We start from the raw sequence: 26,546 nt of genomic DNA on the forward strand, positions 1-26,546 counted from the left end.
TTTCGCGCGGGTGCCGGTTATGTTGCAGCGTTATCTCTGGAAACTGTTGCCCAAGTCGCAACGGCAGTTCTTGCTGGGGCGTCTGTCGGTCGTGGACCGTCAGGTGGTGAACAAGTCGATGTCGGCCAATCTGGGCTTCCCCCAGCCCTTCGCGCAGCGTTCCTGTCTGTTTATCCACGTACCCAAATGCGCCGGGAGCAGCGTCTGCGAAGCGCTGTTTGATAACTGGAGACCGGGTCACCTGCCGTTGTACTGGTACGAAGAACAATTCCCGCAACAGTTTGGCAATAGCTTCAAATTTGCCTTTGTCCGCGATCCTTTGGAGAGGGCGTACTCGGCTTACGCGTATCTGCGAGGCAACGAACTGGGGCCGCGCGATCATTCAGCGCAGAAACTGGTGAAGCAATACCGCGACTTCGACGATTTTGTCGCCCGTTGGCTGCACCCCGAGAGCATTCACCGTCAACTGCATTTCGCTGCACAGACAGACTTCCTCACCGATTCTCTAGGGCACCTGGCACTCGACTTCATTGGCCATCAGGAGCATCTGGAGCGGGATTTCAGCTGGGTATGCGAACAACTGGGGTACAGCGTACAGTTGCCCCGCATCAATAATTCTCAACAGCGGCGTTTCGGGCTTGCTCGCGATTTCTGCTCGGTCCGTACCCGGCGCCTGGTTCGTCGGGTGTATCAGCGCGATTACGAGATGCTCGGTTATGAATGAGGCGCTGCCGATCCCGGCTCCCCGAATCAAGCCCTATGCATTAGCGCTCTCGAACCGTGACCGTGCGGCAATCAAATCGCAGCGCCCGCGCTGCATCTGGCTGACGGGGTTGTCCGGGGCGGGTAAATCAACGTTGGCCAATGGCCTGGAGTTGCAGCTCAACCAACTCGCCCTGCACACCTTTGTGCTCGATGGCGACAACTTGCGCGCCGGCCTTTGTAACGATTTGGGGATGGACGCGGAAAGTCGTCGGGAAAACATCCGGCGCATTGCCGAGGTAGCTCGCCTGATGGTCGATGCGGGCCTGATTGTGATTGTCGCGGCGATCTCGCCGTTCCGCGCCGAACGCGAGGCTGCGCGTCGGCTGTTCGCCGAGGGCGACTTCATCGAAGTGTATGTGAGTACGCCGTTTGCGGTCTGCGCCCAGCGCGACCCCAAGGGTTTATACCGGGCTGCGCGTCAAGGACGTATCAAGGACTTCACGGGGATCGACAGTCCCTACGAGGCACCCCTTGATGCAGAGTACGAAATTGATACCCACGTATTGGAAACGTCAGATGCCTGCAGGCGTTTGTCGGAGTTTCTGCTCAAAAAATGAGCAGAAACCCCTGTTCAGCGATCCGGTTGCAGCCGTCGCACAAGCCCGTGCCCACCCTGTGTTAATATCGCGCCCCTGTTCATTTTGTATGTGGGTTGCTCCATGAAGTTGTCCATGCCGCGATTCGATCAAGCCCCTGTCTTGGTGGTCGGCGATGTCATGCTCGACCGTTACTGGCATGGTGGTACCTCACGGATTTCCCCTGAGGCGCCAGTACCGGTAGTCAAGGTCGAGAACATCGAGGACCGCCCGGGCGGTGCCGCCAACGTTGCGTTGAACATTGCTGCGCTCGGCGCGCCCGCTTCGCTGGTCGGTGTGACCGGCGACGATGAAGCCGCCGACAGCCTGGTCAATAGCCTCAAGGGTGCAGGCGTGCGGGCGTTGTTCCAGCGCATCGCGCACCAGCCGACCATCGTCAAGCTGCGGGTGATGAGCCGTCACCAGCAACTGCTGCGCATCGACTTCGAAGAGCCGTTCGCCACCGACGCCCTGGCGTTGTCCGCGCAGGTCGACGAATTGCTCGAAGGCATCAAGGTGCTGGTCCTGTCCGACTACGGCAAAGGCGCACTGAAAAACCATCAGGTGTTGATCCAGGCCGCCCGTGCCCGTGGCATTCCGGTGCTGGCCGACCCAAAGGGCAAGGATTTTTCGATCTACCGTGGTGCGAGCCTGATCACGCCGAACCTCAGCGAATTCGAAACCATCGTCGGCGGTTGCGCCGATGAGCACGAATTGGTGAGCAAGGGCGCGCAGCTGATGCACGACCTCGAGCTCGGCGCCTTGCTGGTCACCCGTGGCGAGCACGGCATGACACTGCTGCGCCCGGATCATCCGGCGCTGCACCTGCCGGCCCGCGCCCGTGAAGTGTTCGACGTGACCGGCGCCGGCGACACGGTGATTTCCACCCTGGCGGCGGCGATTGCCGCTGGCGAAGAACTGCCGCATGCGGTCGGCCTGGCCAACCTGGCGGCGGGCATCGTGGTCGGCAAGCTCGGTACGGCGGCGATCAGCGCGCCGGAACTGCGTCGTGCTATCCAGCGTGAAGAGGGTTCCGAGCGCGGTGTGTTGGGTCTCGAGCAGCTGCTGCTGGCGGTCGACGATGCCCGTGCGCATAAAGAGAAGATCGTGTTCACCAACGGCTGCTTCGACATCCTGCATGCCGGCCACGTGACGTACCTGGAGCAGGCGCGGGCGCAAGGCGATCGCCTGATCGTTGCGGTCAACGACGATGCCTCGGTCAGCCGCCTGAAAGGGCCGGGTCGACCGATCAACAGCGTCGACCGGCGCATGGCTGTGCTGGCGGGTCTGGGCGCGGTGGATTGGGTGATCAGCTTCCCTGAAGGCACCCCGGAAAACCTGCTGCGCGAGGTCAAGCCGGATGTGTTGGTCAAGGGTGGGGACTACGGGATCGACCAAGTGGTCGGCGCCGACATCGTGACCGCTTACGGCGGCACCGTGAAAGTCCTGGGGTTGGTGGAAAACAGCTCCACGACCGCGATCGTCGAGAAGATCCGCAAGTCCGAGTGACGTTCGATCACTGTGGCGAGGGAGCTTGCTCCCGCTGGGTCGCGAAGCGGCCCTAAAGCCATACACCGCGGTTATCCAGGTGGGTTTGTGTCTGATGGTCTTACGACTGCTGCGCAGTCGAGCGGGAGCAAGCTCCCTCGCCACAAACCTCCACTGCTTCTTATCGTGCTGCTTTTCGCGGCACGATCTTCTTCAGCAGCATCTTCGCCTTCCCGCGCAACCGCGCCAGTCCCGAATCTTTCCCCGGCGGCGTCAACCCCTGCTGCCTGACCCAATCCTTCCAGCGAATCCGCTCATCCCTCACCAGCCAACCTTCTTGCCGGGCAAAGCTTTCGGCCAGGTACAAGCCGCGCGTGCTCGCCGGGTATAACTGATCCTTCTTCAAGGTGTAGAGCTCGGCCATGGGATGGCCGTCCTGCAAAGGCATGAGATACAAGTCGGGACGCTTGCGATCGAGGCGAGCGACGAGCTGATCACCTTCCAGCCGTTCATCGACATGGAACAGGCTCAAGGATTTTGCTTCCTTGGGCACGTCCAGGCGCAAGTCGTAGATCAATTGCAGCGAGGCGGTCGGCAAGTGCACATAGGCGCGCGGGCGCTCGATCAACTGCAGGTTGGCGCAACGCACCGGCCGTGCTGAGCCGGACAGCGGGGACAGGCGAAACGGCAGCGCCTCGCGGTAATGCAGCGCCGACGAGTAGGGCGCCGGCAACCAAGTGTCGTTGAAGCGCCCGCCGAGCCAGCCTTCCGGGGTTTCCAGCAAGCATTCCTCGGCAATCTCCTGGATCGCCGTGTGCAGCGGCAGATTCAGTTCATGGGCCGGCACGTAGCCGGAAATCAGCTTGAGCACGACATCGCCGCGGTCTTGTCGGCGTTGACGCACCAGCACCCAGTAATCGCGATTCTGCCAATGCAGCGTCAGGCGTACCGAAACGCCGAGGTTGGCCAGTTCAAGGGAAAACCGGTTCGAGTCGGCGACCGTTACCGGGCGCCGACGTTGAAGGATCTGAGAGAAATTCAGCGGTCTCCCGACGCTCTGATAGCTCAGGCCTTCGGGAGTCGCTTCGACGAATAATGGCAGGGTCTTGAAGTTGCTCGGGTTCTTTCTTATGAGCGTACGCGGCATGTCGGCTCCTGCTTAAGGCCGCGTGGGCGGCGTCAGTTGCTACGTAGGACCTGGGCAACGGTCGCGACGTTGTGGGCGAGGTGCAGCGGATTGATGGTCCCGACAATAGCACTGGCCACACCCGGATGTTCGAACAACAACTCGAAACTGGCGCGCACCGGGTCCACGCCCGGACTCAGGCACACGTGACCGCTGGCGAGGGCTTTTTTGACCAGAATGGCTTTGCCGTGAGCAGCAGCATAGTCAATGACGGCCTTTTCGGTTTGCTCGTTCAGATTGTAGGTGACCATCGCGCAATCGCCTTGCTCCAGAGCCTTCAAACCGCCTTCGACGGTTTTCCCGGAAAAGCCGAAGCCGCGAATCTTGCCTTCGGCCTTGAGTTCGGCGAGCGTCGCATAGACCTCGCAGTCGTTGAGGATCGCCAAATCGTTGCCGTCGGAGTGCACCAGCACCAGGTCGATGAAATCCGTTTCCAGACGTTGCAGGCTGCGTTCCACCGAGAGCCGGGTATGGGCGGCGCTGAAATCGTGGCGCGACAGGCCGTCGGCAAATTCTTCACCGACCTTGCTGACAATCACCCAATCCTTGCGCTGACCGCGCAACAGCGGGCCGAGGCGTTCTTCGCTGCGACCATAGGCCGGCGCGGTGTCGATCAGATTGATGCCGAGGTCGCGGGCTAGTTTGAGCAGCATGCGCGCTTCGTCATCATCGGGAATCTGGAAACCGTTGGGGTATTTCACCCCTTGATCGCGGCCGAGTTTTACCGTGCCCAGGCCCAGCGGCGACACCAGCAGGCCGGTGCTGCCCAGCGGGCGATGCAAGTCGTGCAGGGTCGGTATGCTCATGGCAGCAGTTGCTCCCAGGCCGGGACGCCCATGGGCGGCTTTGGCAATTCGGGTAGCGGTGTGAGCGGACCAGGTTGAATGCCATCGCGGGCCAGGCTTGCAATCACGCGGTCGGCAAAGTCTGGTGCCAGCGCCAGTTTGGTTGGCCAGCCCACCAGCAGGCGACCTTCCTCGGCAACAAACGCATTGTCAGGGCGGGTTAGCCCTGATTGCAGCGGCTCGGCGCGGTCCACGCGCAAGGTCGCCCATTGCGCCGTGCTCAAGTCGATCCAGGGCAGCAACTGGCCGAGTTCTTTCTGCGCGGTGGCGATTTGCTCGGCAGGTTCACGGGCCACGCCTTCGGCTTCGGCGATGTCGCCGCCCATGTACCAGACCCATTGACCATCAGCGGCCGGGTGGGTGGTCACGGTGATGCGCGGTTTGGTCCCACCGCCCAGGCAGTGGGCGTACAGCGGTTTGAGCCCCGGGCCTTTGGCGATGATCATGTGCAGCGGCCGACGCTGCATGGCGGGCTGGCTCAGGCCCAGCGCTTCGAGCAGCGCCGCTGTCCCGGCGCCGGCGCTCAAGACGATGCGTTGAGCACGGATTTCGCGCTCGTCCACCTTCAGGCCGACCAACACGCCACCTTCAAGCAACGGTTCGATTTTTTGGCCGGCGAGCAAGCCGTCGCCCGCCAGATCGGCCAGGCGCTGAACCAGGCTCGGCACATCGATGACCAGTTCCGCCAGGCGATAGACTTTGCCTTTGAAGCGCTTGTCTTGCAGCGCGGGCGGCAGTTGATCGCCCTTGACCTGATCGACACGACCGCGCACGGCTTTGCTGGCAAAGAAGCTGGTGAGGTTGCCGGCGATCGTGCCGGGGGACCACAAGTAGTGGGCTTCGGACAACAGGCGTACGCCGGACAGGTCCAACTCCCCGTCGCCAGCGAGGGCTTCACGCCAGCGCCGCGGCATGTCGGCGATGGCTTCCGAGGCGCCGGTCAGGGCGCCATGCAGCGCGTACTTGGCGCCGCCGTGGATGATGCCCTGGGACTTCACACTCTGCCCGCCGCCGAGGCTGGCGCTTTCCACCAGCACGGTCGAAAAACCCTGGCGACGCAGGCGCGCATTCAGCCAGAGGCCGGCGACACCAGCGCCGACAATCAGAACGTCGGTGGAAATTACGGATGGCATGCGGCGACCTCAGTGTTCAAGACGAGGGCGCAGTATACAGAGCTGAGACGGGAAAAAAGATCGCAGCCTTCGGCAGCTACTACATTGGAATGCATACCCCTGTAGCGATAGCGGTGTGTGATCACTGTGGCGAGGGAGCTTGCTCCCGCTCGGCTGCGAAGCAGTCGCAAATTCGGCTGCCTCGGTGTGCCAGGATAAATGCGGATTGAGGGCCTAGGGCGGCTTCGCCACCCAGCGGGAGCAAGCTCCCTCGCCACAAAATGTTGTTATTTCAGTTAGTGTCCGGCAGTTTTCGAGAACAGCTGAATCACCACGACACCCAACACAATCAACGCCATCCCCAACATCGCCGGCACATCCAGCTTTTGCCCATAGATAAACAGCGCCGCCACGCTGACCATGACGATGCCCATGCCGGCCCACACCGCGTAGGCAACACCCACGGGTACGCTGCGCACCACCAGCGTGAGCATCCAGAAGGCAATGCCGTACCCGACGATGACCAGCAACAACGGCAACGGCGTGCTGAAGCCCTTGACCGCTTTCATCGAAACAGTGGCAATCACTTCGGCGCAGATGGCGATGGCCAGGTAGTAGTAAGCGGTCATGGGTCAATCCTCGTATGAAGTGTTGCTTGCTGAGTTCGGCATTTTAGGGATTCTCCAGATGCGGTAAAGTCATTACCTATCTGCTCTGAAGATGGGTTTGCCGATGCAATGGAATCTTGAACAACTGCGCTTGTTTGTCGGTGTGGCGGAGCAGCGTTCGTTTTCTGCTGTCGCTCGGGAGCAGCGCAAAGCCCAGTCGGCGGTCAGTAGTGCGATTGCGCTATTAGAGGAAGACCTGGGCGTGAGCCTGTTCGATCGCAGCAGCGGCCGCCAGCCGAAACTCACTGAGGCTGGCAATGCCTTGCTCGAAGAAGCACGGGAAGTGCTGCGCCAATGCGAGCGTCTCAATGGCCGGGCGCTGGCGATGATGCGCGGCCAGGAAGCCCGCCTGCGTCTGGCCCAGGACGAGGCGATGCCTTACCAACCCGTCATTGAAAGCTTTGAAGCGTTGGCGGAAAAATTTCCCAGCCTTGAAGTGCAACTGACCAGCGCCGCCCAGGGCGATGTGGCGCGCAAACTGGTGGAGCGCCGGGCGGATTTGGGTTTGCTGTTTTATCACGATCAGATTCCGGAAGCCCTTGAACGGCGTGTGCTGGGGAGCGTCGAGATGGTCACGGTGTGCGGCGTCGGGCATCCGCTGGCGGCGAATCCTGAAGTGAACTGCCAGGAACTGGCGCAGCATCGTCAGTTGCTGATGTCCACGCAGTCCAGTGTCTACCCCGGAAGCGAAGCGGCCAGCCCGCAGGTCTGGCGCGCCGACAGTTTCTATGTGATGGCCGAATGGCTGGTGCGCGGCCTCGGCTGGGCCTGGCTGCCGCGTCACGTGGTGCAGTACCCGGCGTATCAGGATTTGATGGTCGAACTGGCCAGCGAATGGACCCCGCCGGCGCTGGTGGTGGAACTGGTCTGGCGCCGTGATGAACCGCTCGGTCCGGCGGCTCGCTGGCTGGCGGAACGTTTTGCCGTGCATCTGCAGGCGATCGGTGAAAAACCCGATAAACTCCGCCGCCATGAATAGAACTCTCTACACCGCGCTGTTTTACCTGGGGCTGCCATTGGTAGCGATTCGGCTGTGGCTGCGGGCGCGCAAGGCGCCGGCCTACGCCAAACGCATTGGCGAGCGTTTCTCCTACGGCATGCCGACGATGAAACCCGGTGGAATATGGGTGCATGCGGTATCCGTAGGCGAAAGCATTGCCGCCGCACCGATGATTCGCGCGTTGCTGCAACGTTATCCACAGCTGCCGATCACCGTGACGTGCATGACGCCGACCGGTTCGGAGCGCATCCAGGCGTTGTTCGCCAACGAACCGCGCATCCAGCACTGCTATTTGCCTTACGACTTGCCGTGCGCGGCCAAGCGCTTTCTTGACCGGGTCCAGCCAAAATTGGCGGTGATCATGGAAACCGAACTCTGGCCCAACCATATCCATCAATGTGCCAAACGCGGGATTCCCGTGGCGCTGGCCAATGCGCGACTGTCCGAGCGTTCGGCGAGGGGCTATGGCCGTTTCCGCAAACTGACCGCGCCGATGCTCGCCGAGATGAGCCTGTTCGCGGTGCAGACCGAAGCCGAGGCCCAGCGTTTTCGTGATTTGGGCGCTCGGTCGGAAACCGTCGAAGTCACCGGCTCGATCAAGTTCGACCTGACCATCGACCCGCAACTGTTGCTGCGTGCCGCCGAGCTGCGTGGCCAATGGCAGGCGCAGGAGCGCCCGGTGTGGATCGCCGCCAGTACTCACGAGGGCGAAGACGAGGTGGTGCTAGCAGCCCATCGTCAGTTGCTGGCGGGCCATCCCGATGCCTTGCTGATTCTGGTGCCGCGCCATCCGGAGCGCTTCAATCCGATGTTCGACCTGTGTCGCCAGCAGGGCTTTGCCACGGTCCGTCGTTCCAGCGGCGAACCGGTGACTGCCGCGACTTCGGTGCTGTTGGGCGACACCATGGGCGAGTTGCTGTTTCTTTATGCCTTGGCCGACAGTGCGTTCGTTGGCGGCAGCCTGGTACCGAACGGCGGCCATAACTTGCTGGAACCGGCGGCCTTGGCCAAACCGGTGCTGAGTGGCCCGCACCTGTTCAACTTCCTCGAAATCGCCGCGCAGTTGCGCGGTGCCGGAGCGTTGCAGGAAGTGGAAGATGCCGAAGGGTTGGCGTTGGCGGTGCAGCGGTTGTTCGAATTGCCGCGGGATGCGCAGCGGATGGCGGAGGCGGGTCTGAAAGTGATGCGCACCAATCAGGGCGCGTTGCAGCGTTTGCTCGATGGGCTAGGCCGTTTGATCGACCGCTAATTCGCAGGAGCCGGCTTGCTGGCGATGGCGTCCTTGAAACCGCTATCGCCAACAAGTCGGCTCCTACAGGATTTGCGTCATGCCCGGATCGAGCGGCGTACCGTCTCGTAGGAGCAAGCTTGCTCGCGAAGGCATCTCGCTGACGCTATCGCCAGCAAGCCGGCTCCTACAGGTTTTGCGTCATGCCCGGATCGAGCGGCACACCGATTTTCGTAGGAGCAAGCTTGCTCGCGATGGCAATCTCGCTGACGCCATCGCCAGCAAGCCGGCTCCTACAGGTTTTGCTTTCCCCTGTAGGAGCTGCCGCAGGCTGCGATCTTTTGCTTTTACTGACCCGGTCTTGCCTTCAACTGCTCAGCCGCCGCCTTCGCCAGATCCGGCGGCAGGAAGTCCTTGTCCGGGTTGTAGTTGGGGTTGAGCCAGCGTGCCAGGTCCTGCAAATCCCCCGGGTTCAACGTGCCGGCCTGTTGCTTCAGGCGCAGGTTGTCGAGGATGTAGTCGTACCGGGTGTTGTTGTAATCACGTACCGAGGTGTAGAGCGAGCGCTGCGCATCCAGCACGTCGACGATGTTTCGCGTGCCCACCTGATAGCCGATTTCGGTTGCTTCCACCGCGCTCTGGTTGGAGATGATCGACTGCTTGCGCGCCTGCACCTGCTCGACATCGGTGTTCACCGCGCGGTGCAGGTCGCGGGTGTTTTCGACGATTTGCCGACGCAGGGATTCGCGTTGCTGCTCGGTCTGGTCCAGTTGCGCATAGGATTGGCGCACCTGGGAGTTGATCAGACCACCGCTGTAGATCGGGATGTTCAATTGCAGTCCGATCTGCGTTTGCTCGACATCGCCTTTGTAGGGAACACCGAAGGCACTCGGGTTGCTGAAGCCCAGCGCATCGTTATCACCTTTCTCGTATTTCGCAATCGCATCGACGGTCGGCGCATGGCCGGCCTTGCGCTGCTTGAGGGTTTGCTCGGCGGCGCTGACCGCGTAGTTGCTGGCCAACAGATTGAGGTTCTGCCGGGCGGCGGTTTCGACCCAGGCTTTGGCGTCGTTCGGCGCTGGCGGCAGAATCGGCAGGTTGTGGCTGATGCCCTGGATCGAGTTGTATTGACGGTTGGTCAAGGTGATCAGGGCTTCGAAAGCATCATCCACCTGACGCTGCGCAACGATACGGTTGGCGCGTGCGGTGTCGTAGCTGGCCTGTGAGTTCAGCACGTCGGTCTTGTCCGAGAGGCCGACATCGAAGCGCTCGTTGGACTGATCGAGTTGACGCTTGAACGCGGCTTCCTCGGCTTTGGTCGACGCCAGGTTGTCCTGGCTGCGCAGAACGTTGAAGTAACTGTCAGCGGTTTGCAGGATCAGGTTTTGTTCAGTCGCCGAAAGTTGCAGGGCGGCCTGTTCGTTGACGTCCTTGGCTGCCTGGAACTGGAACCAGCGATCGGCACGGAACAGTGGCTGCGCCAGGGTCGCCTGATACGAATGAGCGTTGCGGTTGGCGGTGGCCGACGGCTGATCGATCGAGGTGCGCACGCTGGCAATATCGGCGCCGCCCGAGAGATTGGGCAGCAACCCGGCGCGGGCCTGGGGCACGACTTCTTTCTGGGCGCCATATTGAGCGATGGCAGCGGCGAGGTCGGCGTTGTTGTTCACCGCTTCCTGATAGACGCTGACCAGATCGGTTTTGCTCGATAAGGGCGCTTCTGCTGCCCAAGCCATTCCGTTGGACGCACAAGACACGGCGAGGGCCAGTGAGAGTTTGCGCAGCATGAGGCGATCCCTTAAAAATTACGCTGATAATTTGAGCGCCAAGGCTACGGCGCGGCACATGCAGCGTCAATGCGCAGCATGGCCGTAGCGAGTGTAGTTGCGCAGACGAGCGGCAACAATCCTGCCGTTCCCGGTAATTGCGCCATTCATCACGGTGTTTGCAGCGGTGTTGGCGTTCCTTGCCAGTTGTGTCTAGACTGGCCGGGTTCTTGTCGGGGTGCCTTGCTATGAGGCTGAGATCGAATAATTTCGGATCCCGTTGAACCTGATCAGGTTAGCGCCTGCGTAGGGAACAAGATTTCTCGTCACCCGGCGAGTCCTCTTGTGCTTCGTCCGGGATGTTGTTCGACAATCGAACACCCCTCGAGCACTGAGCACAGCACCAACAGCTTTTTCATCGCTGATTGGTCGCGTCCATTCGTTACAGGTTCGCTCCGACAAAATTCCACTGCCTGGATGCTGTCTGGAGAGCCCGTGATGACTACAAAAGCAAAAATCGCCACCAACCTGAGTGACTCGGCCAAGGTCGATCAGCAATCGGTGCAGCCGTTTACCCGCTCGCAAAAAATTTACGTTCAGGGCACCCGCCCGGACATCCTCGTGCCAATGCGCGAAATCAGCCTCGACGTGACGCCGACCGACTTCGGCGGCGAGGTCAACGCACCGGTGGTGGTGTATGACACCTCGGGCCCTTACACCGATCCCAACGTGATCATCGACGTGCGCAAAGGCCTAGCCGATGTGCGTTCGCCGTGGATCGAATCCCGTGGCGACACCGAGCGCCTGAGTGGCCTGAGCTCCAACTTCGGCCAGGAACGCCTCGCCGACCCTGAGCTGACCAAGCTGCGCTTCGCCCACGTCAACAACCCGCGTCGGGCCAAACCGGGCGCCAACGTCAGCCAGATGCACTACGCGCGCCAAGGCATCATTACCGCCGAGATGGAATACGTCGCCATCCGCGAAAACATGAAGCTGGAAGTGGCCCGCGCCGCCGGCCTGCTGGACCAGCAACACGCCGGTCACAGCTTCGGCGCCAGCGTGCCGAAAATCATCACCCCGGAATTCGTCCGTGACGAAATCGCCCGTGGCCGCGCGATCATTCCGGCCAACATCAACCACACCGAACTGGAACCGATGATCATCGGCCGTAACTTCCTGGTGAAGATCAACGGCAACATCGGCAACAGCGCTTTGGGTTCGTCCATCGAAGAAGAAGTGGCGAAACTGACCTGGGGGATTCGCTGGGGTTCGGACACGGTCATGGACCTGTCCACCGGCAAGCACATCCACGAAACCCGCGAGTGGATCATCCGCAACTCGCCGGTGCCGATCGGTACCGTGCCGATCTACCAGGCCCTGGAAAAAGTCGGCGGCGTGGCCGAAGACCTGACCTGGGAGCTGTTCCGCGACACGCTGATCGAGCAAGCCGAGCAGGGCGTCGACTACTTCACCATCCACGCCGGCGTGTTGCTGCGCTACGTGCCGATGACCGCCAAGCGCGTGACCGGCATCGTTTCCCGTGGCGGTTCGATCATGGCCAAATGGTGCCTGGCGCACCACAAAGAGAACTTCCTCTACACCCATTTCGAAGACATCTGCGAAATCATGAAGGCCTACGACGTCAGCTTCTCGCTGGGCGATGGCCTGCGTCCGGGCTCGATTGCCGATGCCAACGATGAAGCGCAGTTCGGCGAACTGGAGACCCTTGGCGAGCTGACCAAGATCGCCTGGAAACACGACGTGCAGTGCATGATCGAAGGCCCGGGCCACGTGCCGATGCAGTTGATCAAAGAGAACATGGACAAGCAGCTCGAGTGCTGCGACGAGGCGCCGTTCTACACCCTTGGCCCCCTGACCACCGACATCGCGCCAGGCTATGACCACATCACCTCCGGTATCGGTGCGGCGATGATCGGCTGGTTCGGTTGCGCCATGCTCTGCTACGTGACGCCGAAGGAGCACTTGGGCCTGCCGAACAAGGATGACGTGAAGACCGGGATCATCACCTACAAGATCGCCGCGCATGCTGCCGATCTGGCGAAGGGTCATCCGGGCGCGCAGATTCGTGACAACGCCTTGAGCAAGGCGCGCTTCGAATTCCGCTGGGAAGACCAGTTCAACCTTGGCCTGGATCCGGACACCGCGCGTTCGTATCACGATGAGACGTTGCCGAAGGATTCGGCCAAGGTCGCGCACTTCTGCTCGATGTGCGGGCCGAAATTCTGCTCGATGAAAATCACCCAGGAAGTCCGCGAGTACGCGGCCAACCAGCGGATCGAAGCGGTTGACGTGGACGTCGCCCAAGGCATGGCTGAGCAGGCTGAGCGCTTCAAGCAGGAAGGCAGTCAGCTTTACCAGAAAGTTTGATGCCAACTGTGGGAGCCGGCTTGCCGGCGATGGCGGTGCACCTGATGCACCGCGTCGCTTTGATCGCTGGCAAGCCAGCTCCTACAGGACCGTGCAGACCACAACAACAAATGTCCCTCTGAGATAACGCCCTTGAGCATTCAACCCAGCACTTACTCACCTGATATCGCGGTGCCGACCGACAAACGTGTCTTCGGCGGCCGTGATCTGTTTTCCCTGTGGTTCTCCCTCGGCATTGGCCTGATGGTGCTGCAGACCGGCGCACTGTTGGCGCCAGGTTTGGGGCTTTCCGGCTCGTTGCTGGCGATTTTTCTAGGCACGCTGGTCGGCGTTCTGCTGCTGGCCGCCGTCGGCGTGATCGGCAGCGACACCGGCCTGTCGTCCATGGCAGCACTCAAGCTCAGCCTCGGCAAACGTGGCGCGAGCCTGCCGGCGGTGCTGAACCTGGTGCAACTGATCGGTTGGGGTTCGTTCGAAATCATCGTCATGCGCGATGCCGCCAGCCTGTTGGGCGCGAAGGCCTTCAGCGAAGGCAGCCTGCTGTCGAGTCCTATGCTGTGGACGCTGTTCTTCGGTGCATTGGCAACCTTGCTGGCTGTCAGCGGTCCGTTGACCTTCGTACGGCAGATCCTGCGCAAGTGGGGCATCTGGCTGCTGCTGGCCGCGTGCATCTGGCTGACCTGGAACCTGTTCGCCAAGGCTGATCTGGCCGCGTTGTGGGCCCAGGCCGGCGATGGCTCGATGCCGTTCGCGGTGGGTTTCGACATTGCCATCGCCATGCCGTTGTCGTGGCTGCCGCTGATTGCCGACTACTCGCGTTTCGGCAAGCGGGCGAAGAATGTCTTCGGTGGCACCGCGATCGGTTTCTTTATCGGTAACTTCTGGCTGATGAGCCTGGGCGTGGCCTACACCCTGGCGTTCGCGCCGAGCGGTGAAGTCAATGCCTTGCTGTTGGCGCTGGCCGGTGCCGGCCTGGGGATTCCGCTGCTGCTGATTCTGCTGGATGAATCGGAAAACGCCTTTGCCGATATTCACTCGGCGGCGGTGTCGAGCGGGATTCTGTTGCGCCTGAAAGTCGAACACCTGGCGTTGGCCATCGGTGTGGTCTGTACCCTTATCGCCTTGCTGGCGCCATTGGCTCAGTACCAGAACTTCCTGCTGTTGATCGGCTCGGTGTTTGCGCCGTTGTTCGGCGTGGTGCTGGTGGATCACTTCATCCTGCGCAAACGCAGTGGCCAGGTGGCGTCAGCCGCATTGCGCTGGCCGGCGCTGCTCGCCTGGTTGGGCGGTGTCAGCACCTATCATTTGCTGGCCAATCTGTATCCGGACGTTGGTGCAACCCTGCCGGCGCTGATCCTGGCAGGGCTGCTTCAGCTCGTGCTGGGCCGGGCCTTCAGTTACGGCCGGGAAACAGCTCGGGCTTGATGATGCCGTTCAGGCGAGGGTAGGGGATCTTCAGTTCGACATGGCCCAGCGCGTACGGCGCGATGCTGCTGGTTTCGTACTTGAGGATCACCCCGCCATAGGTCAGCGCCACGTTCTGGGTTTTCTGGAACGGCCAGCTCTTCACGAACTCCGGTTCCTGATCGAGCTTGGTGCTGATCAGCCAGCTGTTGTGCGCCACCTGCGCCGCTTTCCAGAACGCCTCTTCCTGGCCGGGCACCAGCATGTCCGAGAGCGTCAGCACTTTCTGCTGCTGACGCGAATAGTTGATGAAACCCCGACCCGGCGTGCCATGGGCACCGCCGGTGTCCAGGTAGCTGGACAACTCGATGATCACCAAGCCGTCATGCTGCTCACGTACCTTGGCCTGCAAGTAAATGCTGTTGCGCGGGCCGGCGGTGCGCAAAAACTGTTCGCGATAAGCTGCCAGCGTCGGCGCCACCGGGGCGTCGGGCGAGGTGCGGGTCATTTGCAGCAAGCGTTTTTCGATGATGCCGTCCAGTGCAGGTTCGGCGGGGAAGTGCAGGGTGTCGATGTTCACCAGCGGACAGTCCTGGTCCGTGCAGCCTGGCTTGAGCTGTTCAGTGGCGTCGCGGGTGGTTTCCAGCGGCGCCCGATAGTTGGGCTGGAACAGGCTCTGGCAAGCGCCCAGGGTCAGGGCGATGGCGGCCACGGAGGCGATTTTAAAAAGCGACATGGTTGTCCTTCATAAAACAGGGAAAGGCGAAAAGTTACCCGCTTCGACTGTCAACGGAGCAGTCAGTTCGCCACTAAGCTAATTAGAGTGGGTTTCTCCCTCACCGTCTATCCCGCTGACGGGAAAGGGGCTGCATCAAACGTCACGGGCGCGTTAGGATGGCGCGAAGTCGAGGCTGGAGCCTCGTTGTCGTTACGAGGATTGTCATGACTGATTTTGCCAACGCCATTCCGACCGCCGTTGATATCGTTCGGCGCGAAAAGTGCTACGAGGGCTTCTACAAGCTTGATCGCGTGCACTTGCGCCACGAATTGTTCGCCGGCGGCATGAGTCGCGAGATCAATCGTGAAGTATTCGTGCGCCACGACGCGGTTTGCGTACTGCCTTACGATCCGCAGCGTGACGAAGTGGTGCTGATCGAGCAATTCCGGGTCGGCGCCATGGGCAAGACCGACAATCCGTGGCTGGTCGAACTGGTCGCTGGTCTGATCGACAAGGATGAAGTGCCGGAAGAAGTTGCTCACCGCGAAGGGCAGGAGGAAGCTGGGCTTGTATTCGGGGCGCTGTGGCCGATGACCAAATATTTTCCATCGCCGGGCGGCAGCAATGAATTCGTGCATTTGTACCTGGGGCGTTGCGAGACAACCGGGGTCGGCGGCCTGCATGGGCTGGAGGAAGAAGCAGAAGATATCCGCGTAACGGTGTGGGCTTTCGAAGATGCCCTGCAAGCCGTGCGCGACGGTCGTATTGCCAACGCGGCCAGCATCATTGCCTTGCAATGGCTGGCACTGAACCGCGTTGAAGTGAGGGGGTTATGGTCGTAAACAAGCTGCGCGATCGCTATCGGGTTGACCTCGTGGGGCTGCAAGCCTCGTGTGAGGCGAACTATGCGCGCCTGATGCGACTGCTGCCGGACATGCGCAGCGAGCCCGCCGCGCGGCGCATCGCCGTGACCCATGGCGAGCAGATGCTCGGCGTGCTGGCGCTGGAAGTGCTGCAGGTCTGTCCGTACACCACGACCCTGCAAGTGCGCCAGGAACACAGCTTGCCGTGGCTGCCGGTGCCGCAACTGGAAGTGCAGGTGTATCACGACGCCTGCATGGCCGAAGTGGTCAGCGCCGAACATGCGCGACGCTTTCGTGGCATCTATCCTTATCCGAACGCCTCGATGCACCAACCCGACGAAAAGGCCCAACTGAACATGTTCCTGGGCGAATGGTTGAGCCATTGCCTGGCGTTGGGGCACGAGTACGAAGTGGTCCGTTAACGTTGTTGTGAACTGCGTCAGGTTCACGGATTCCCATTTTCGATCATCCCCCAGCATAATTGCGCCATTATCCAATCCCGCGATCACGCCCTGGGAGACCACCTTGCCGAGCGTATCCACCCTGACCACCGCCGATCCGGCGTTGCTGGTGCAAATTTCCGACAGCCATCTGTTCGCCGAGGCGGACGGTACGCTGCTGGGCATGAATACTCGCGACAGTCTGCAAAAAGTCATCGAACTGGTGCGCGCGCAGCAGCCGCAGATCGACCTGATCCTGGCCACCGGCGATATATCCCAGGACGGCACGCTGGAGTCCTACCAGCAGTTTCGAGAGCAGACCGGGCAACTCGATGCGCCGGCGCGCTGGATTCCCGGCAATCACGACGAGCCGCGGATCATGGCCGAGGCCGCGGTGCAAAGTGCTTTGCTGGAACCGGTGGTGGATATCGGTAACTGGCGGGTCACGCTGCTGGATTCCGCCGTGCCGGGCTCGGTGCCAGGGTTTCTGCAGGATGAACAGTTGCAGTTGCTGGCCCAGGCGCTGAGCGAAGCGCCCGAGCGCCATCATCTGGTGTGTTTCCATCATCATCCGGTGTCGATCGGTTGCGAATGGATGGAGCCGATAGGCTTGCGCAATCCAGAAGCCTTTTTTGAAGTGCTCGATCGTTTTCCGCAGGCGCGTGCAGTGCTGTGGGGGCACGTGCATCAGGAAATCGATCAAATGCGTAACGGCGTGCGTCTGATCGCCTCGCCGTCGACCTGCATTCAGTTCGAGCCGGGCAGCGAAGATTTCAAGGTCGGGGAGCAGGCACCAGGGTATCGCTGGTTGCGGTTGTTGCCGGATGGACGGCTGGAAACGGGCGTGGAGCGCGTGACTGGCTTCGACTTCCAGGTCGATTACGGCTCAAACGGCTACTGACATATTGGTCATTTCCATATATCGGGGCGCGGCCATCGCGAGCAGGCTCACTCCCACAGGGATTAGTGGTCAACGCAGAATCAATGTGAGAGCGAGCCTGCTCGCGATGGCGTCCGCACAGACGCCGCCGATTTCTATATCTATCCCCGATTCCCTGTAAACTCCGCCTCTTTACCCGACGCACAGGGAGTTCAAATGTCCGGCTCGATCCTTTATATCCATGGTTTCAACAGTGCGCCTGCGTCAAAGAAGGCCACGCAGTTGAGCGCAGTGATGGAGCGCCTGGGTTTGAGCGATCAACTGCGGGTGCCGGCCCTGCATCACCATCCCCGCGAAGCCATCGGTCAGCTGGAGCAGGCGATTGAAGCGCTCGGGCGGCCACTGCTGGTCGGCAGCTCACTCGGCGGCTACTATGCGACTCACTTGGCCGAACGCCATGGCCTGAAGGCCCTGTTGATCAACCCTGCTGTCAGCCCGCACCGGATGTTCGACGGGTTTCTGGGGACACAGAAAAACCTGTATACCGATGAGGCCTGGGAGCTGACCCACGACCATGTGACGGCCCTGGCCGAACTGGAAGTGCCGGCACCGCAGGACCCGCAGCGCTATCAGGTGTGGTTGCAGACCGGTGACGAAACGCTGGATTATCGCCTCGCCCAACAGTATTACCGGGCCTGTGCCTTGCGGATCCAGGCCGGCGGCGACCATAGTTTCCAGGGGTTTGCCACACAGCTTCCCGCCATGCTGAGTTTTGCCGGCATTGGCGCCGATTTGTATCAGGCGATTGATTTCACTGCCCTGTGATATCTCGCCCCTTATCACTGACACACTGACGACGAGACCCCATGGCCACTCCCAGCGCTAGCTCTTATAACGCCGACGCCATCGAAGTCCTCTCGGGCCTCGACCCGGTGCGCAAACGCCCCGGCATGTACACCGACACCAGTCGGCCGAACCACCTCGCCCAGGAAGTCATCGACAACAGCGTCGACGAAGCCTTGGCCGGGCACGCCAAATCGGTGCAGGTCATCCTGCACGCCGACCATTCGCTGGAAGTCAGCGATGACGGCCGTGGCATGCCGGTGGACATTCACCCGGAAGAAGGCGTGTCGGGCGTCGAGCTGATCCTCACCAAGCTCCACGCGGGCGGCAAGTTTTCCAACAAGAACTACCAGTTCTCCGGCGGTCTGCACGGGGTGGGTATTTCAGTGGTCAACGCCTTGTCGACCGAAGTCCGGGTGCGCGTGAAGCGTGACGGCAACGAATACCAGATGACCTTTGCCGACGGTTACAAGAAAACCGAGCTGGAAATCGTCGGTACTGTGGGCAAGCGCAACACCGGGACCAGCGTGTTCTTTGCCCCGGACCCGAAGTACTTCGACTCACCAAAATTCTCCATCAGCCGCCTCAAGCACGTGCTCAAGGCCAAGGCCGTCCTGTGCCCGGGGCTGCTGGTCAGTTTTGAAGACAAGGCCACCGGCGAGAAAGTCGAATGGCATTACGAAGACGGCCTGCGTTCCTATCTGGTCGACGCGGTCAGCGAATTCGAGCGTCTGCCGGACGAGCCGTTCTGCGGCAGCCTGGCCGGTAACAAGGAAGCCGTGGACTGGGCGCTGCTGTGGTTGCCGGAAGGTGGCGACGCGGTGCAGGAAAGCTACGTCAACCTGATCCCGACAGCCCAGGGCGGCACCCACGTCAACGGTCTGCGCCAAGGCCTGCTCGATGCGATGCGCGAGTTCTGCGAATTCCGCAGCCTGTTGCCGCGCGGCGTGAAGCTGGCGCCGGAAGACGTCTGGGAACGCATCGCCTTCGTGCTGTCGATGAAAATGCAGGAGCCGCAATTCTCCGGTCAGACCAAGGAGCGTCTGTCGTCTCGCGAAGCGGCGGCGTTCGTTTCCGGCGTGGTCAAGGATGCGTTCAGCCTGTGGCTCAACGCTCACCCGGAAACCGGCTTGCTGTTGGCGGAACTGGCGATCAACAACGCCGGCCGTCGCCTCAAGGCCAGCAAGAAAGTCGAGCGCAAACGCATCACCCAAGGGCCGGCTCTGCCGGGCAAACTGGCTGACTGCGCCGGGCAGGACCCGATGCGCTCCGAGCTGTTCCTGGTGGAAGGTGACTCCGCCGGTGGTTCGGCCAAGCAGGCGCGGGACAAGGAATTCCAGGCGATCCTGCCGTTGCGCGGCAAGATCCTCAACACTTGGGAAGTCGATGGCAGCGAAGTGCTGGCCAGCCAGGAAGTGCACAACATTGCCGTGGCCATCGGTGTCGATCCGGGCGCGGCAGACTTGACCCAGCTGCGCTACGGCAAAATCTGCATCCTCGCCGACGCCGACTCCGACGGTCTGCACATCGCAACCTTGCTCTGCGCCTTGTTCGTCCAGCACTTCCGCGCGCTGGTCGATGCCGGTCACGTCTACGTCGCCATGCCGCCGCTGTACCGCATCGACCTGGGTAAAGAGATTTACTACGCCCTGGACGAAGCCGAACGCGACGGCATTCTCGATCGCCTGGTGGCCGAGAAGAAACGCGGCAAGCCGCAGGTCACCCGATTTAAAGGTCTGGGTGAAATGAACCCGCCTCAACTGCGCGAAACCACCATGGACCCAAACACCCGGCGTCTGGTGCAATTGACCCTGGATGATTTCGAGGCGACCTCGGAAATCATGGACATGCTGCTGGCGAAAAAACGCGCGGGCGACCGCAAGACCTGGCTGGAGTCCAAGGGCAACCTGGCGGAGGTGCTGGGCTGATGCGTCTGGGCTTTGCCCTGGCGTGTGCGTTGCTGCTGACCTCGATGACGGTGTCTGCCGAGCCGACGCCGCAGTTGCGTCTATTGTCCGAGCATGCCGTCGACGGCATGCGCGGCGGCAATCTGTCGGGGCTGGCCCAGTGCGGCAAGGAACTGTGGACAGTGTCCGACCGCGACGACGATCAGATCTACCGTCTCGATACCGGGGGCAACGTCTGGCGCGCCGAAGCCGTGGGCATCGGCGCACCTCCGGTACCCGCCAGTGGCTTGCCCTGGGGATTGCGTTCGCGGGCCTGGCTGGCGGCGTTTGTGCGTGGTGGTGACCTGGATTTCGAAGGCATCACCTGCGACAGCGCTGGTAATCGCTACGTGGTCAGTGAATCCCATGCCGCCGTGCTGCAAATTCCGCTAACGGGGCCGGCCACCTGGCTGAAGATTTCACCGCTCATGGTCCGCGAAGCGCGGGCCAGCGGCATGTTGTTGCACTTCAACGCGCTGTTCGAAGGGCTGGCGATCAACCCGGCGGGCGACCAATTGTGGCTGGCCGCCGAGCGCGAGCGCCGTGGCCTGATCTCCATCAAGCGCCAGCAAACCGTCTGGGACTGCGATGGTGGTTGCGTACTGCTGAGCGAGGCTGGCGTGGAAATGCAGCCACCGCAATTTCCCAAGGCCAAAGCGGTTTCCCGGGACTTTGCCGATCTGTCATTGTTCAACGGCAAGTTGTTTACCCTTGAGCGCAACGCGTTCGAGATTTGCCGCCGCGACGCGGTGTCGGCCAAGGTCGAGCGCTGCTGGTCGTTTGCCGATGAGGCTTTGCAGGAAAATCGGCGCTATCCACAACCCTATGGTCTGGCGGAAGCGCTGGTGGTGGACACCGAGGGCGCATGGATCGGTATCGACAACAACGACGGTGCTCGCGCCGACGGCGAGAAACGGCCGATTGTCTGGCGCTTTGCCGCGCCTGACGGTGGCTGGAGCGCCAGGCCATGAGTCAGCAAACACCGGGCAAACGCGCTGGCCGGGTAATGATGGTGCTGGCGTGGTGCGCCGCGCTGTTTCTGGCGACACGGTTTTTTGGTCAGTGGGAAGAGCGTCAGCAAAATCCCAACGTGGTCGTCAGCTCGGAGCAGGGCGAAGGTTTTATCGAAGTGAAACTGGTCAGCAACGACCAGGGGCATTTCGTCGCCAGCGGCCATATCAACGGTCAGCCGGTGGATTTCATGCTCGATACCGGGGCGACCGATGTGGCGATCCCGGCGCAAATGGCCGAACGGCTGAAACTGGAACAAGGCTTCGGGGTAACCCTGAGCACCGCCAACGGTCGTACCGAGGGTTATCGAACCCGCGTCGATCGGCTGCAACTGGGCGATATTGTGCTGCGCGATGTGCGCGCCATCGTCGTGCCAGGCCTGGATGGCAAGCAAGTGCTGCTCGGCATGAGCGCACTGAACAAACTTGAATTTACCCAGCGCGGTGGCACCATGCTGCTGCGCCAGACAACGAACCGATGAGGCCCGCATGAGCGACATCCTTGCAGACAGCTTAGATGGCGTAGAACGCCGATCGCTGGCTGACTTCACCGAAAATGCCTACCTCAACTATTCCATGTACGTGATCATGGACCGTGCCTTGCCGCATATCGGCGACGGCCTGAAGCCGGTACAGCGGCGCATCATCTATGCCATGAGCGAGTTGGGGCTGGACGCCGATTCCAAGCACAAGAAATCGGCGCGTACCGTCGGTGACGTGCTCGGTAAATTCCACCCCCACGGCGATTCGGCCTGCTACGAAGCCATGGTCCTCATGGCCCAGCCGTTCAGCTACCGCTACACGCTGGTGGACGGCCAGGGCAACTGGGGTGCGCCGGACGATCCCAAATCCTTCGCCGCCATGCGTTACACCGAAGCGCGGCTTTCGCGTTACTCCGAAGTGCTGCTCAGCGAATTGGGCCAGGGCACGGCGGACTGGGGGCCGAACTTCGACGGCACACTCGACGAGCCGCTGGTGTTGCCGGCACGTTTGCCGAACATCCTGCTCAACGGCACCACCGGCATCGCCGTGGGCATGGCCACCGATGTGCCGCCGCACAACCTGCGCGAAGTCGCGACGGCGTGCGTGCGTTTGCTCGACGAGCCCAAAGCCACGGTCGAACAGCTCTGCGAACACATCCAGGGTCCGGATTACCCGACCGAAGCGGAAATCATCACGCCGCGCGCCGACCTGCTGAAAATCTACGAAACCGGCAAGGGCTCGGTGCGGATGCGCGCCGTGTACCACATCGAAGACGGCGACATCATCGTCACCGCGCTGCCGCATCAGGTTTCCGGCGCCAAGGTGCTGGAACAGATCGCCGCGATGATGCAGGCCAAACCGTCGAAAGCCCCACAAATCGCGGACCTGCGCGACGAATCCGACCACGAGAACCCGTGCCGGATCGTGATCATTCCGGGCGCTCGCAAAAACTTCGACCACGATGCATTGATGCAGCACCTGTTCGCCAGCACCGAGCTGGAATCGAGCTATCGGGTCAACATCAACATCATCGGCCTGGACGGCAAGCCGCAGCTGAAAAACCTGCGGGCCTTGCTGGTCGAGTGGCTGGAATTCCGGGTGCAGACCGTGCGTCGTCGCCTGCAATTCCGCCTCGATAAGGTCGAGCGTCGCCTGCACCTGTTGGACGGTTTGTTGATCGCCTACCTCAACCTGGATGAAGTGATTCACATCATCCGCACCGAGGAACATCCGAAAGCCGCGCTGATCGAGCGTTTCGCCCTGAGCGAAATCCAGGCCGACTACATTCTCGACACCCGTTTGCGTCAATTGGCGCGACTGGAAGAAATGAAGCTGCGCTCCGAGCAGGACGAACTGCTCAAGGAGCAAGCCAAGCTGCAAGCCCTGCTGGGCAGCGAAGCCAAACTGAAAAAACTGGTCCGTACCGAGCTGATCAAGGACGCCGAGACCTATGGCGACGACCGTCGCTCGCCAATCGTCGAGCGCGCTGAAGCCAAGGCGCTGACCGAGCACGATCTGCTGCCGAACGAGAAAGTCACCGTCGTGCTGTCGGAAAAGGGCTGGGTGCGCTCCGCCAAGGGCCACGACATCGACGCCACCGGGCTTTCCTACAAGGCCGGGGACGGTTTCAAGGCCTTGGCGCCGGGGCGTTCCAACCAGTTTGCGGTGTTTATCGATTCTACCGGTCGCAGCTATTCGGTGGCCGCGCACACGTTGCCATCGGCCCGTGGCCAGGGCGAACCGCTGACCGGTCGTCTGACGCCGCCGCCAGGCGCAAGCTTCGAATGCGTGCTGATGCCGGAAGACGATGCGCTGTACGTCATCGCGTCGGACGCCGGTTACGGTTTCGTGGTCAAGGGTGAAGACCTGCAGGCCAAGAACAAGGCGGGCAAGGCGCTGTTGAGCCTGCCAAACAACGCCAAGGTGATCCTGCCGCGTCCGGTGGCCGATCGTGAACATAACTGGCTGGCGTCGGTGACCACCGAAGGTCGCCTGCTGATCTTCAAGATCAGCGATCTGCCACAATTAGGTAAGGGCAAAGGCAACAAGATCATCGGGATTCCTGGTGAGCGTGTGGCCAGTCGCGAAGAGTATGTTACGGACATCGCCGTTGTGCCGGATGGCGCTACATTGGTGCTACAGGCCGGAAAACGTACCTTGTCACTGAAAGCGGACGACCTCGAACACTACAAAGGTGAACGTGGCCGTCGTGGTAACAAACTGCCACGCGGCTTCCAGAGGGTAGATGCGCTGCTCGTCGAAAACCTCAATTAAGCGTCCTAGAGGCCTCGATCTACGATTTAACGCGTAGATCGACGCATTGGCGCTGGAGTCGGAACGCATATTCACGGATGATATGGCCTTTCAAGCGCCGGCGTGGCCGAGCGTTCTTCATATTTATTGAGTATTTTCACTGTGGTCAGCCTTGTGGCGGCCACCTGGATGGGACGATGACTGCTCTGCGCCTTCCTTTTATTTTGATGCTCGCTGGCGTTTTAGGCCTGGCGGGTTGCAGCGTTCACCAGCCGGTGTCGCTGTATCAACTGGACAGCGGAAGTCCGGTTGCGCCTGCGCAAAGTGCGGGCATGGCGGTATTGCTGGGCCCGGTAGTCGTTGCCGACTACCTGCAACGCGAAACCCTGTTGCAGCGTCAACCGGATGGCAGCTTGCAAGCCTCGACCGACGGTCGTTGGGCTGGCAGTTTGTCTTCCGACATCGATCAACTGTTGCTGCGTCAGGTGGCTGGTCATCTGGACAGCCAGCGTGTGGTGCTCGCGCCCGCAACGGTAGGCTTCACGCCGGATGTTCAGGTTCTGCTGACCATCACGCGTCTGGACTCGGGTGAGTCGCAACCGGCGATCCTCGATGCGCAATGGCGTCTGATCGACCGTCGCGGTCAGGTGCGTGATAACCGCATCATCCATTTGCAGGAACAGCACGCTGGCGGTACGGCGGCTCAGGTTCAGGCTCAAGGTGTGTTGTTGCAGAAACTCGCCGAACAGCTGTCGGTCGCGCTCAAGCCATTGGCTAACCAGCCGCCGATTGCCGAAGCGCCTAAAAAAGCGGCGGCCAAGCCTGTGGCACCTGCGGCGGAACAGGAAAAACAGCCGAAGATCCCGATGGCTGCACCGATCCGGACGGATATGGAAGTGTTTCGCTTCTAAGCCTGGAAGGATTCAAAACAAGGCCCGCGTAGATGCGGGCCTTGTTGTTTCTGGCGGTTGGAGGCTTCCGTGCGGCTGATGGCCTCATCGCTGGCAAGCCAGCTCCCACAGGTTATCTGTTGAGCGCTGATTTTGTGTGCGACATCAATCACTGTGGGAGCTGGCTTGCCGGCGATAGCGCCAGGACAGGCAACAAAAAGCCCGCAGACGATCACTCGTCTGCGGGCTTTTTCATAACGGGTCTTTACGCCCGGCGTTCGTGCATCCGCGCCAACTGCCGTTCCAGCATCGACGGATAAGGCTCCATCAGCCGCTCCACACAGCAAGCGCCTTCAGGGCTGGCGATCGGGCGGATCCGCGCGCGTTGGCGGATCAGTGCGTCGTCGCTGATCTTGCGCTCCACCAGCAGCAGGTTGCGGCTGTGTTGCGACAAGGCCAGGGCGTCCTGAGCGGCATCGGTCAGCAGCAGGTCGATCTGGCTCAGGCCGAACAACTCGTCGCCCAGGGTCAGGCCCAGCTGCAATTGTAGGGTGATGCCGCTGTCGGCGACTTCGATCTGCAATTGATGACCCAGCGCGCGCAGCAACTCGCCGCAGCAAATGGCATTGGTCAGGTAGTCGTCGCCGCTGTCTTCGGTGTGGAACAGCATCAGCGTGCTGCCATCGTTCAGGGTGTGCATTTCGCTCTCATAGAGCGAAGCGGCCTGGTCGAGACAATCGCGGTAGCGTTTGAGCAGTTCTTCCAGGCGTGTGCGTGGCAGACGACGCAGTTGCTCCTGAGAACCCAGTTGCACGGCCAGTACGGCGCTGTGCTGCGGCACGTTCGAGGCTACCGGTTTAACGGCTGGCTTCGGTGCGCTTTCTACCGGGTCATCGAGCAAGTCGGCGAAGGCGTCGTCGTCATCGTCTTCGACGGTGCTGACAACGCGTCGGGGCGCCGCTTTCATCGCGGCCACTGGACGGCTTTCGTCGAAACTCGGATCGCGCAGGTTGCGTACTTCGAAGCCCGGTTCGGTTTCGTCGTCTTCGGTATCCTCGAATTCCGGTTCCGGTTCCGGTACGGGCGCTGGCTCCGGTGCGAAATTGGCGTGCAGCTGACGCGCCAGGTCACCGATCTCGTCCTGACGCTCGGTGGCCGGGGTGTATTCGTCGATATTGCGCAGCCACACGCGCAATTGCAGCAGCGGCGTGGAGATGTGCCGGCCCAGGCGCAAGCTCAAGGCCAGGGACAAGGCCAGCAGAATCGCGCTCAGGATGCCCATGCTTTGCAGGCTGATGGTCATCGGTTGCTGGAACTGATCCATGTCCAGGCTGATGCGCAGCTGCCCGGCAGTCACGTCCTGGAACGTGATCTTGCTCTGGTACATGCCTTCGGCTTCGCCCAACAGACCGTGCTTGGGACGCTGACCGGCTTCAGCGAGGATGCGATTATCCACGCTATAGATGGCGGCGTGAGCCACCAGCTTGTTCTTGGTCAGGTTATTGAGCAGCACGTTGAGGCTGAGGATGTCGTTGGACACCAACAGCTCGGTGGCCGAGGTGGCCGTCTGCGTGGTCAGGCTTTCGCCCAGCGCATCCGCCTGCTCGTGCATGGCCTGCTTGAACTGCAAACCCATCACGCAGGCGTAGATGACCAGGGCCAGAGCGACCAGGATCACGTTATGGCTGGCGATGCGTAATGCAATCGGAACACGGCGGTGACGCAGTGCCCGGAAGATCAGCAGGAAGAAGTTATCGGTTTTTACTGGCGTGGGCCGGTTCACTTGAGCTCGGCT

Annotated in this window: 23 protein-coding genes and 1 riboswitch; of the genes, 16 read left to right on the top strand and 7 right to left on the bottom strand. The window is 61.2% G+C overall.

What is annotated here, in order from left to right:
• The first annotated feature begins 19 nt into the window (after nucleotides 1-19).
• The 3 genes from NL64_RS14200 to hldE all read left to right on the top strand — a co-directional run bounded on the left by NL64_RS14200 (nucleotide 20) and on the right by hldE (nucleotide 2,849).
• Nucleotides 20-724: a sulfotransferase family 2 domain-containing protein gene (locus tag NL64_RS14200; protein WP_034148704.1), complete on the top strand. Its 705-nt coding sequence runs from the start codon at nucleotides 20-22 to the stop codon at nucleotides 722-724.
• The gene (gene cysC, locus NL64_RS14205) at nucleotides 717-1,322 is read left to right on the top strand and encodes an adenylyl-sulfate kinase (protein WP_034148705.1); all 606 of its coding nucleotides are present in this window, start codon (nucleotides 717-719) and stop codon (nucleotides 1,320-1,322) included. The genes NL64_RS14200 and cysC overlap by 8 nt, the downstream gene beginning before the upstream one ends.
• Nucleotides 1,323-1,424: 102 nt before the next feature.
• A complete protein-coding gene (hldE, locus tag NL64_RS14210; RefSeq protein ID WP_034148706.1) occupies nucleotides 1,425-2,849 on the top strand; it encodes a bifunctional D-glycero-beta-D-manno-heptose-7-phosphate kinase/D-glycero-beta-D-manno-heptose 1-phosphate adenylyltransferase HldE in 1,425 nt (474 codons plus the stop codon).
• A gap of 160 nt (nucleotides 2,850-3,009) precedes the next feature.
• Here the strand turns inward: hldE and NL64_RS14215 are convergent, their stop codons facing one another.
• From NL64_RS14215 to NL64_RS14230, 4 genes are all read right to left on the bottom strand, one after another.
• The gene (locus NL64_RS14215) at nucleotides 3,010-3,975 is read right to left on the bottom strand and encodes a hypothetical protein (RefSeq protein ID WP_034148707.1); all 966 of its coding nucleotides are present in this window, start codon (nucleotides 3,973-3,975) and stop codon (nucleotides 3,010-3,012) included.
• A gap of 32 nt (nucleotides 3,976-4,007) precedes the next feature.
• Nucleotides 4,008-4,820, bottom strand: a complete 813-nt coding sequence (locus NL64_RS14220; protein ID WP_034148708.1) for an aldo/keto reductase — start codon at nucleotides 4,818-4,820, stop codon at nucleotides 4,008-4,010.
• Nucleotides 4,817-5,992 (bottom strand): NAD(P)/FAD-dependent oxidoreductase, encoded by a 1,176-nt coding sequence (locus NL64_RS14225; protein ID WP_034148709.1) that lies wholly within the window; start codon nucleotides 5,990-5,992, stop codon nucleotides 4,817-4,819. Before NL64_RS14225 ends, NL64_RS14220 begins: the two co-directional genes overlap by 4 nt.
• Before the next feature lie 275 nt (nucleotides 5,993-6,267).
• Complete coding sequence (locus tag NL64_RS14230) at nucleotides 6,268-6,600, bottom strand: DMT family transporter (RefSeq protein ID WP_008004867.1); 333 nt, start codon at nucleotides 6,598-6,600, stop codon at nucleotides 6,268-6,270.
• Between the two features lie 103 nt (nucleotides 6,601-6,703).
• Between NL64_RS14230 and NL64_RS14235 the strand changes: the two genes are divergently transcribed.
• Together NL64_RS14235 and waaA are read left to right on the top strand one after the other, a co-directional pair.
• Entirely contained in the window at nucleotides 6,704-7,618 is a 915-nt protein-coding gene (locus NL64_RS14235) for a LysR family transcriptional regulator (RefSeq protein WP_034148753.1), read from the top strand.
• Complete coding sequence (gene waaA, locus NL64_RS14240) at nucleotides 7,611-8,888, top strand: lipid IV(A) 3-deoxy-D-manno-octulosonic acid transferase (RefSeq protein WP_034148710.1); 1,278 nt, start codon at nucleotides 7,611-7,613, stop codon at nucleotides 8,886-8,888. The genes NL64_RS14235 and waaA overlap by 8 nt, the downstream gene beginning before the upstream one ends.
• Nucleotides 8,889-9,214: 326 nt before the next feature.
• Here the strand turns inward: waaA and NL64_RS14245 are convergent, their stop codons facing one another.
• Nucleotides 9,215-10,654: a TolC family outer membrane protein gene (locus tag NL64_RS14245; RefSeq protein ID WP_034148711.1), complete on the bottom strand. Its 1,440-nt coding sequence runs from the start codon at nucleotides 10,652-10,654 to the stop codon at nucleotides 9,215-9,217.
• 203 nt (nucleotides 10,655-10,857) lie between these two features.
• Nucleotides 10,858-10,963: riboswitch (TPP riboswitch) on the top strand.
• A 168-nt stretch (nucleotides 10,964-11,131) separates the two neighbouring features.
• Here NL64_RS14245 and thiC point away from each other — a divergent pair.
• The gene (gene thiC / locus NL64_RS14250) at nucleotides 11,132-13,021 is read left to right on the top strand and encodes a phosphomethylpyrimidine synthase ThiC (protein WP_034148712.1); all 1,890 of its coding nucleotides are present in this window, start codon (nucleotides 11,132-11,134) and stop codon (nucleotides 13,019-13,021) included.
• Between the two features lie 132 nt (nucleotides 13,022-13,153).
• A complete protein-coding gene (gene cytX, locus NL64_RS14255) occupies nucleotides 13,154-14,446 on the top strand; it encodes a putative hydroxymethylpyrimidine transporter CytX (RefSeq protein WP_034148713.1) in 1,293 nt (430 codons plus the stop codon).
• Here the strand turns inward: cytX and NL64_RS14260 are convergent.
• Nucleotides 14,415-15,161, bottom strand: a complete 747-nt coding sequence (locus NL64_RS14260; protein WP_034148714.1) for an RsiV family protein — start codon at nucleotides 15,159-15,161, stop codon at nucleotides 14,415-14,417. The two genes, cytX and NL64_RS14260, sit on opposite strands and share 32 nt — an antisense overlap.
• A gap of 206 nt (nucleotides 15,162-15,367) precedes the next feature.
• Between NL64_RS14260 and NL64_RS14265 the strand changes: the two genes are divergently transcribed.
• The 9 genes from NL64_RS14265 to NL64_RS14305 all read left to right on the top strand — a co-directional run bounded on the left by NL64_RS14265 (nucleotide 15,368) and on the right by NL64_RS14305 (nucleotide 24,772).
• Complete coding sequence (locus NL64_RS14265) at nucleotides 15,368-15,985, top strand: NUDIX domain-containing protein (protein WP_034148715.1); 618 nt, start codon at nucleotides 15,368-15,370, stop codon at nucleotides 15,983-15,985.
• Complete coding sequence (locus NL64_RS14270) at nucleotides 15,976-16,428, top strand: DUF1249 domain-containing protein (protein ID WP_034148716.1); 453 nt, start codon at nucleotides 15,976-15,978, stop codon at nucleotides 16,426-16,428. The genes NL64_RS14265 and NL64_RS14270 overlap by 10 nt, the downstream gene beginning before the upstream one ends.
• A 103-nt stretch (nucleotides 16,429-16,531) precedes the next feature.
• Entirely contained in the window at nucleotides 16,532-17,347 is an 816-nt protein-coding gene (gene cpdA, locus NL64_RS14275) for a 3',5'-cyclic-AMP phosphodiesterase (RefSeq protein ID WP_034148717.1), read from the top strand.
• A gap of 195 nt (nucleotides 17,348-17,542) precedes the next feature.
• Complete coding sequence (locus NL64_RS14280) at nucleotides 17,543-18,151, top strand: YqiA/YcfP family alpha/beta fold hydrolase (RefSeq protein WP_034148718.1); 609 nt, start codon at nucleotides 17,543-17,545, stop codon at nucleotides 18,149-18,151.
• A gap of 41 nt (nucleotides 18,152-18,192) precedes the next feature.
• Entirely contained in the window at nucleotides 18,193-20,097 is a 1,905-nt protein-coding gene (gene parE / locus NL64_RS14285; RefSeq protein ID WP_034148719.1) for a DNA topoisomerase IV subunit B, read from the top strand.
• Complete coding sequence (locus NL64_RS14290; protein WP_034148720.1) at nucleotides 20,097-21,086, top strand: esterase-like activity of phytase family protein; 990 nt, start codon at nucleotides 20,097-20,099, stop codon at nucleotides 21,084-21,086. The genes parE and NL64_RS14290 overlap by 1 nt, the downstream gene beginning before the upstream one ends.
• On the top strand, nucleotides 21,083-21,607 hold the full coding sequence (locus tag NL64_RS14295; protein ID WP_034148721.1) for a retropepsin-like aspartic protease family protein: 525 nt from the start codon (nucleotides 21,083-21,085) through the stop codon (nucleotides 21,605-21,607). Before NL64_RS14290 ends, NL64_RS14295 begins: the two co-directional genes overlap by 4 nt.
• A 7-nt stretch (nucleotides 21,608-21,614) precedes the next feature.
• Nucleotides 21,615-23,882 carry a DNA topoisomerase IV subunit A gene (parC, locus tag NL64_RS14300; RefSeq protein WP_034148722.1) on the top strand — a complete coding sequence of 756 codons (2,268 nt, stop codon included), beginning with the start codon at nucleotides 21,615-21,617 and terminating at the stop codon, nucleotides 23,880-23,882.
• Between the two features lie 176 nt (nucleotides 23,883-24,058).
• A complete protein-coding gene (locus tag NL64_RS14305; protein ID WP_034148723.1) occupies nucleotides 24,059-24,772 on the top strand; it encodes a PqiC family protein in 714 nt (237 codons plus the stop codon).
• A 244-nt stretch (nucleotides 24,773-25,016) separates the two neighbouring features.
• On the opposite strand, the gene NL64_RS14310 is transcribed toward NL64_RS14305, so the two are convergent.
• Complete coding sequence (locus NL64_RS14310; RefSeq protein ID WP_034148724.1) at nucleotides 25,017-26,534, bottom strand: AhpA/YtjB family protein; 1,518 nt, start codon at nucleotides 26,532-26,534, stop codon at nucleotides 25,017-25,019.
• Nucleotides 26,535-26,546: the final 12 nt, after the last annotated feature.

This window comes from Pseudomonas fluorescens (assembly GCF_000802965.1).
GTDB lineage: Bacteria > Pseudomonadota > Gammaproteobacteria > Pseudomonadales > Pseudomonadaceae > Aquipseudomonas > Aquipseudomonas fluorescens_A.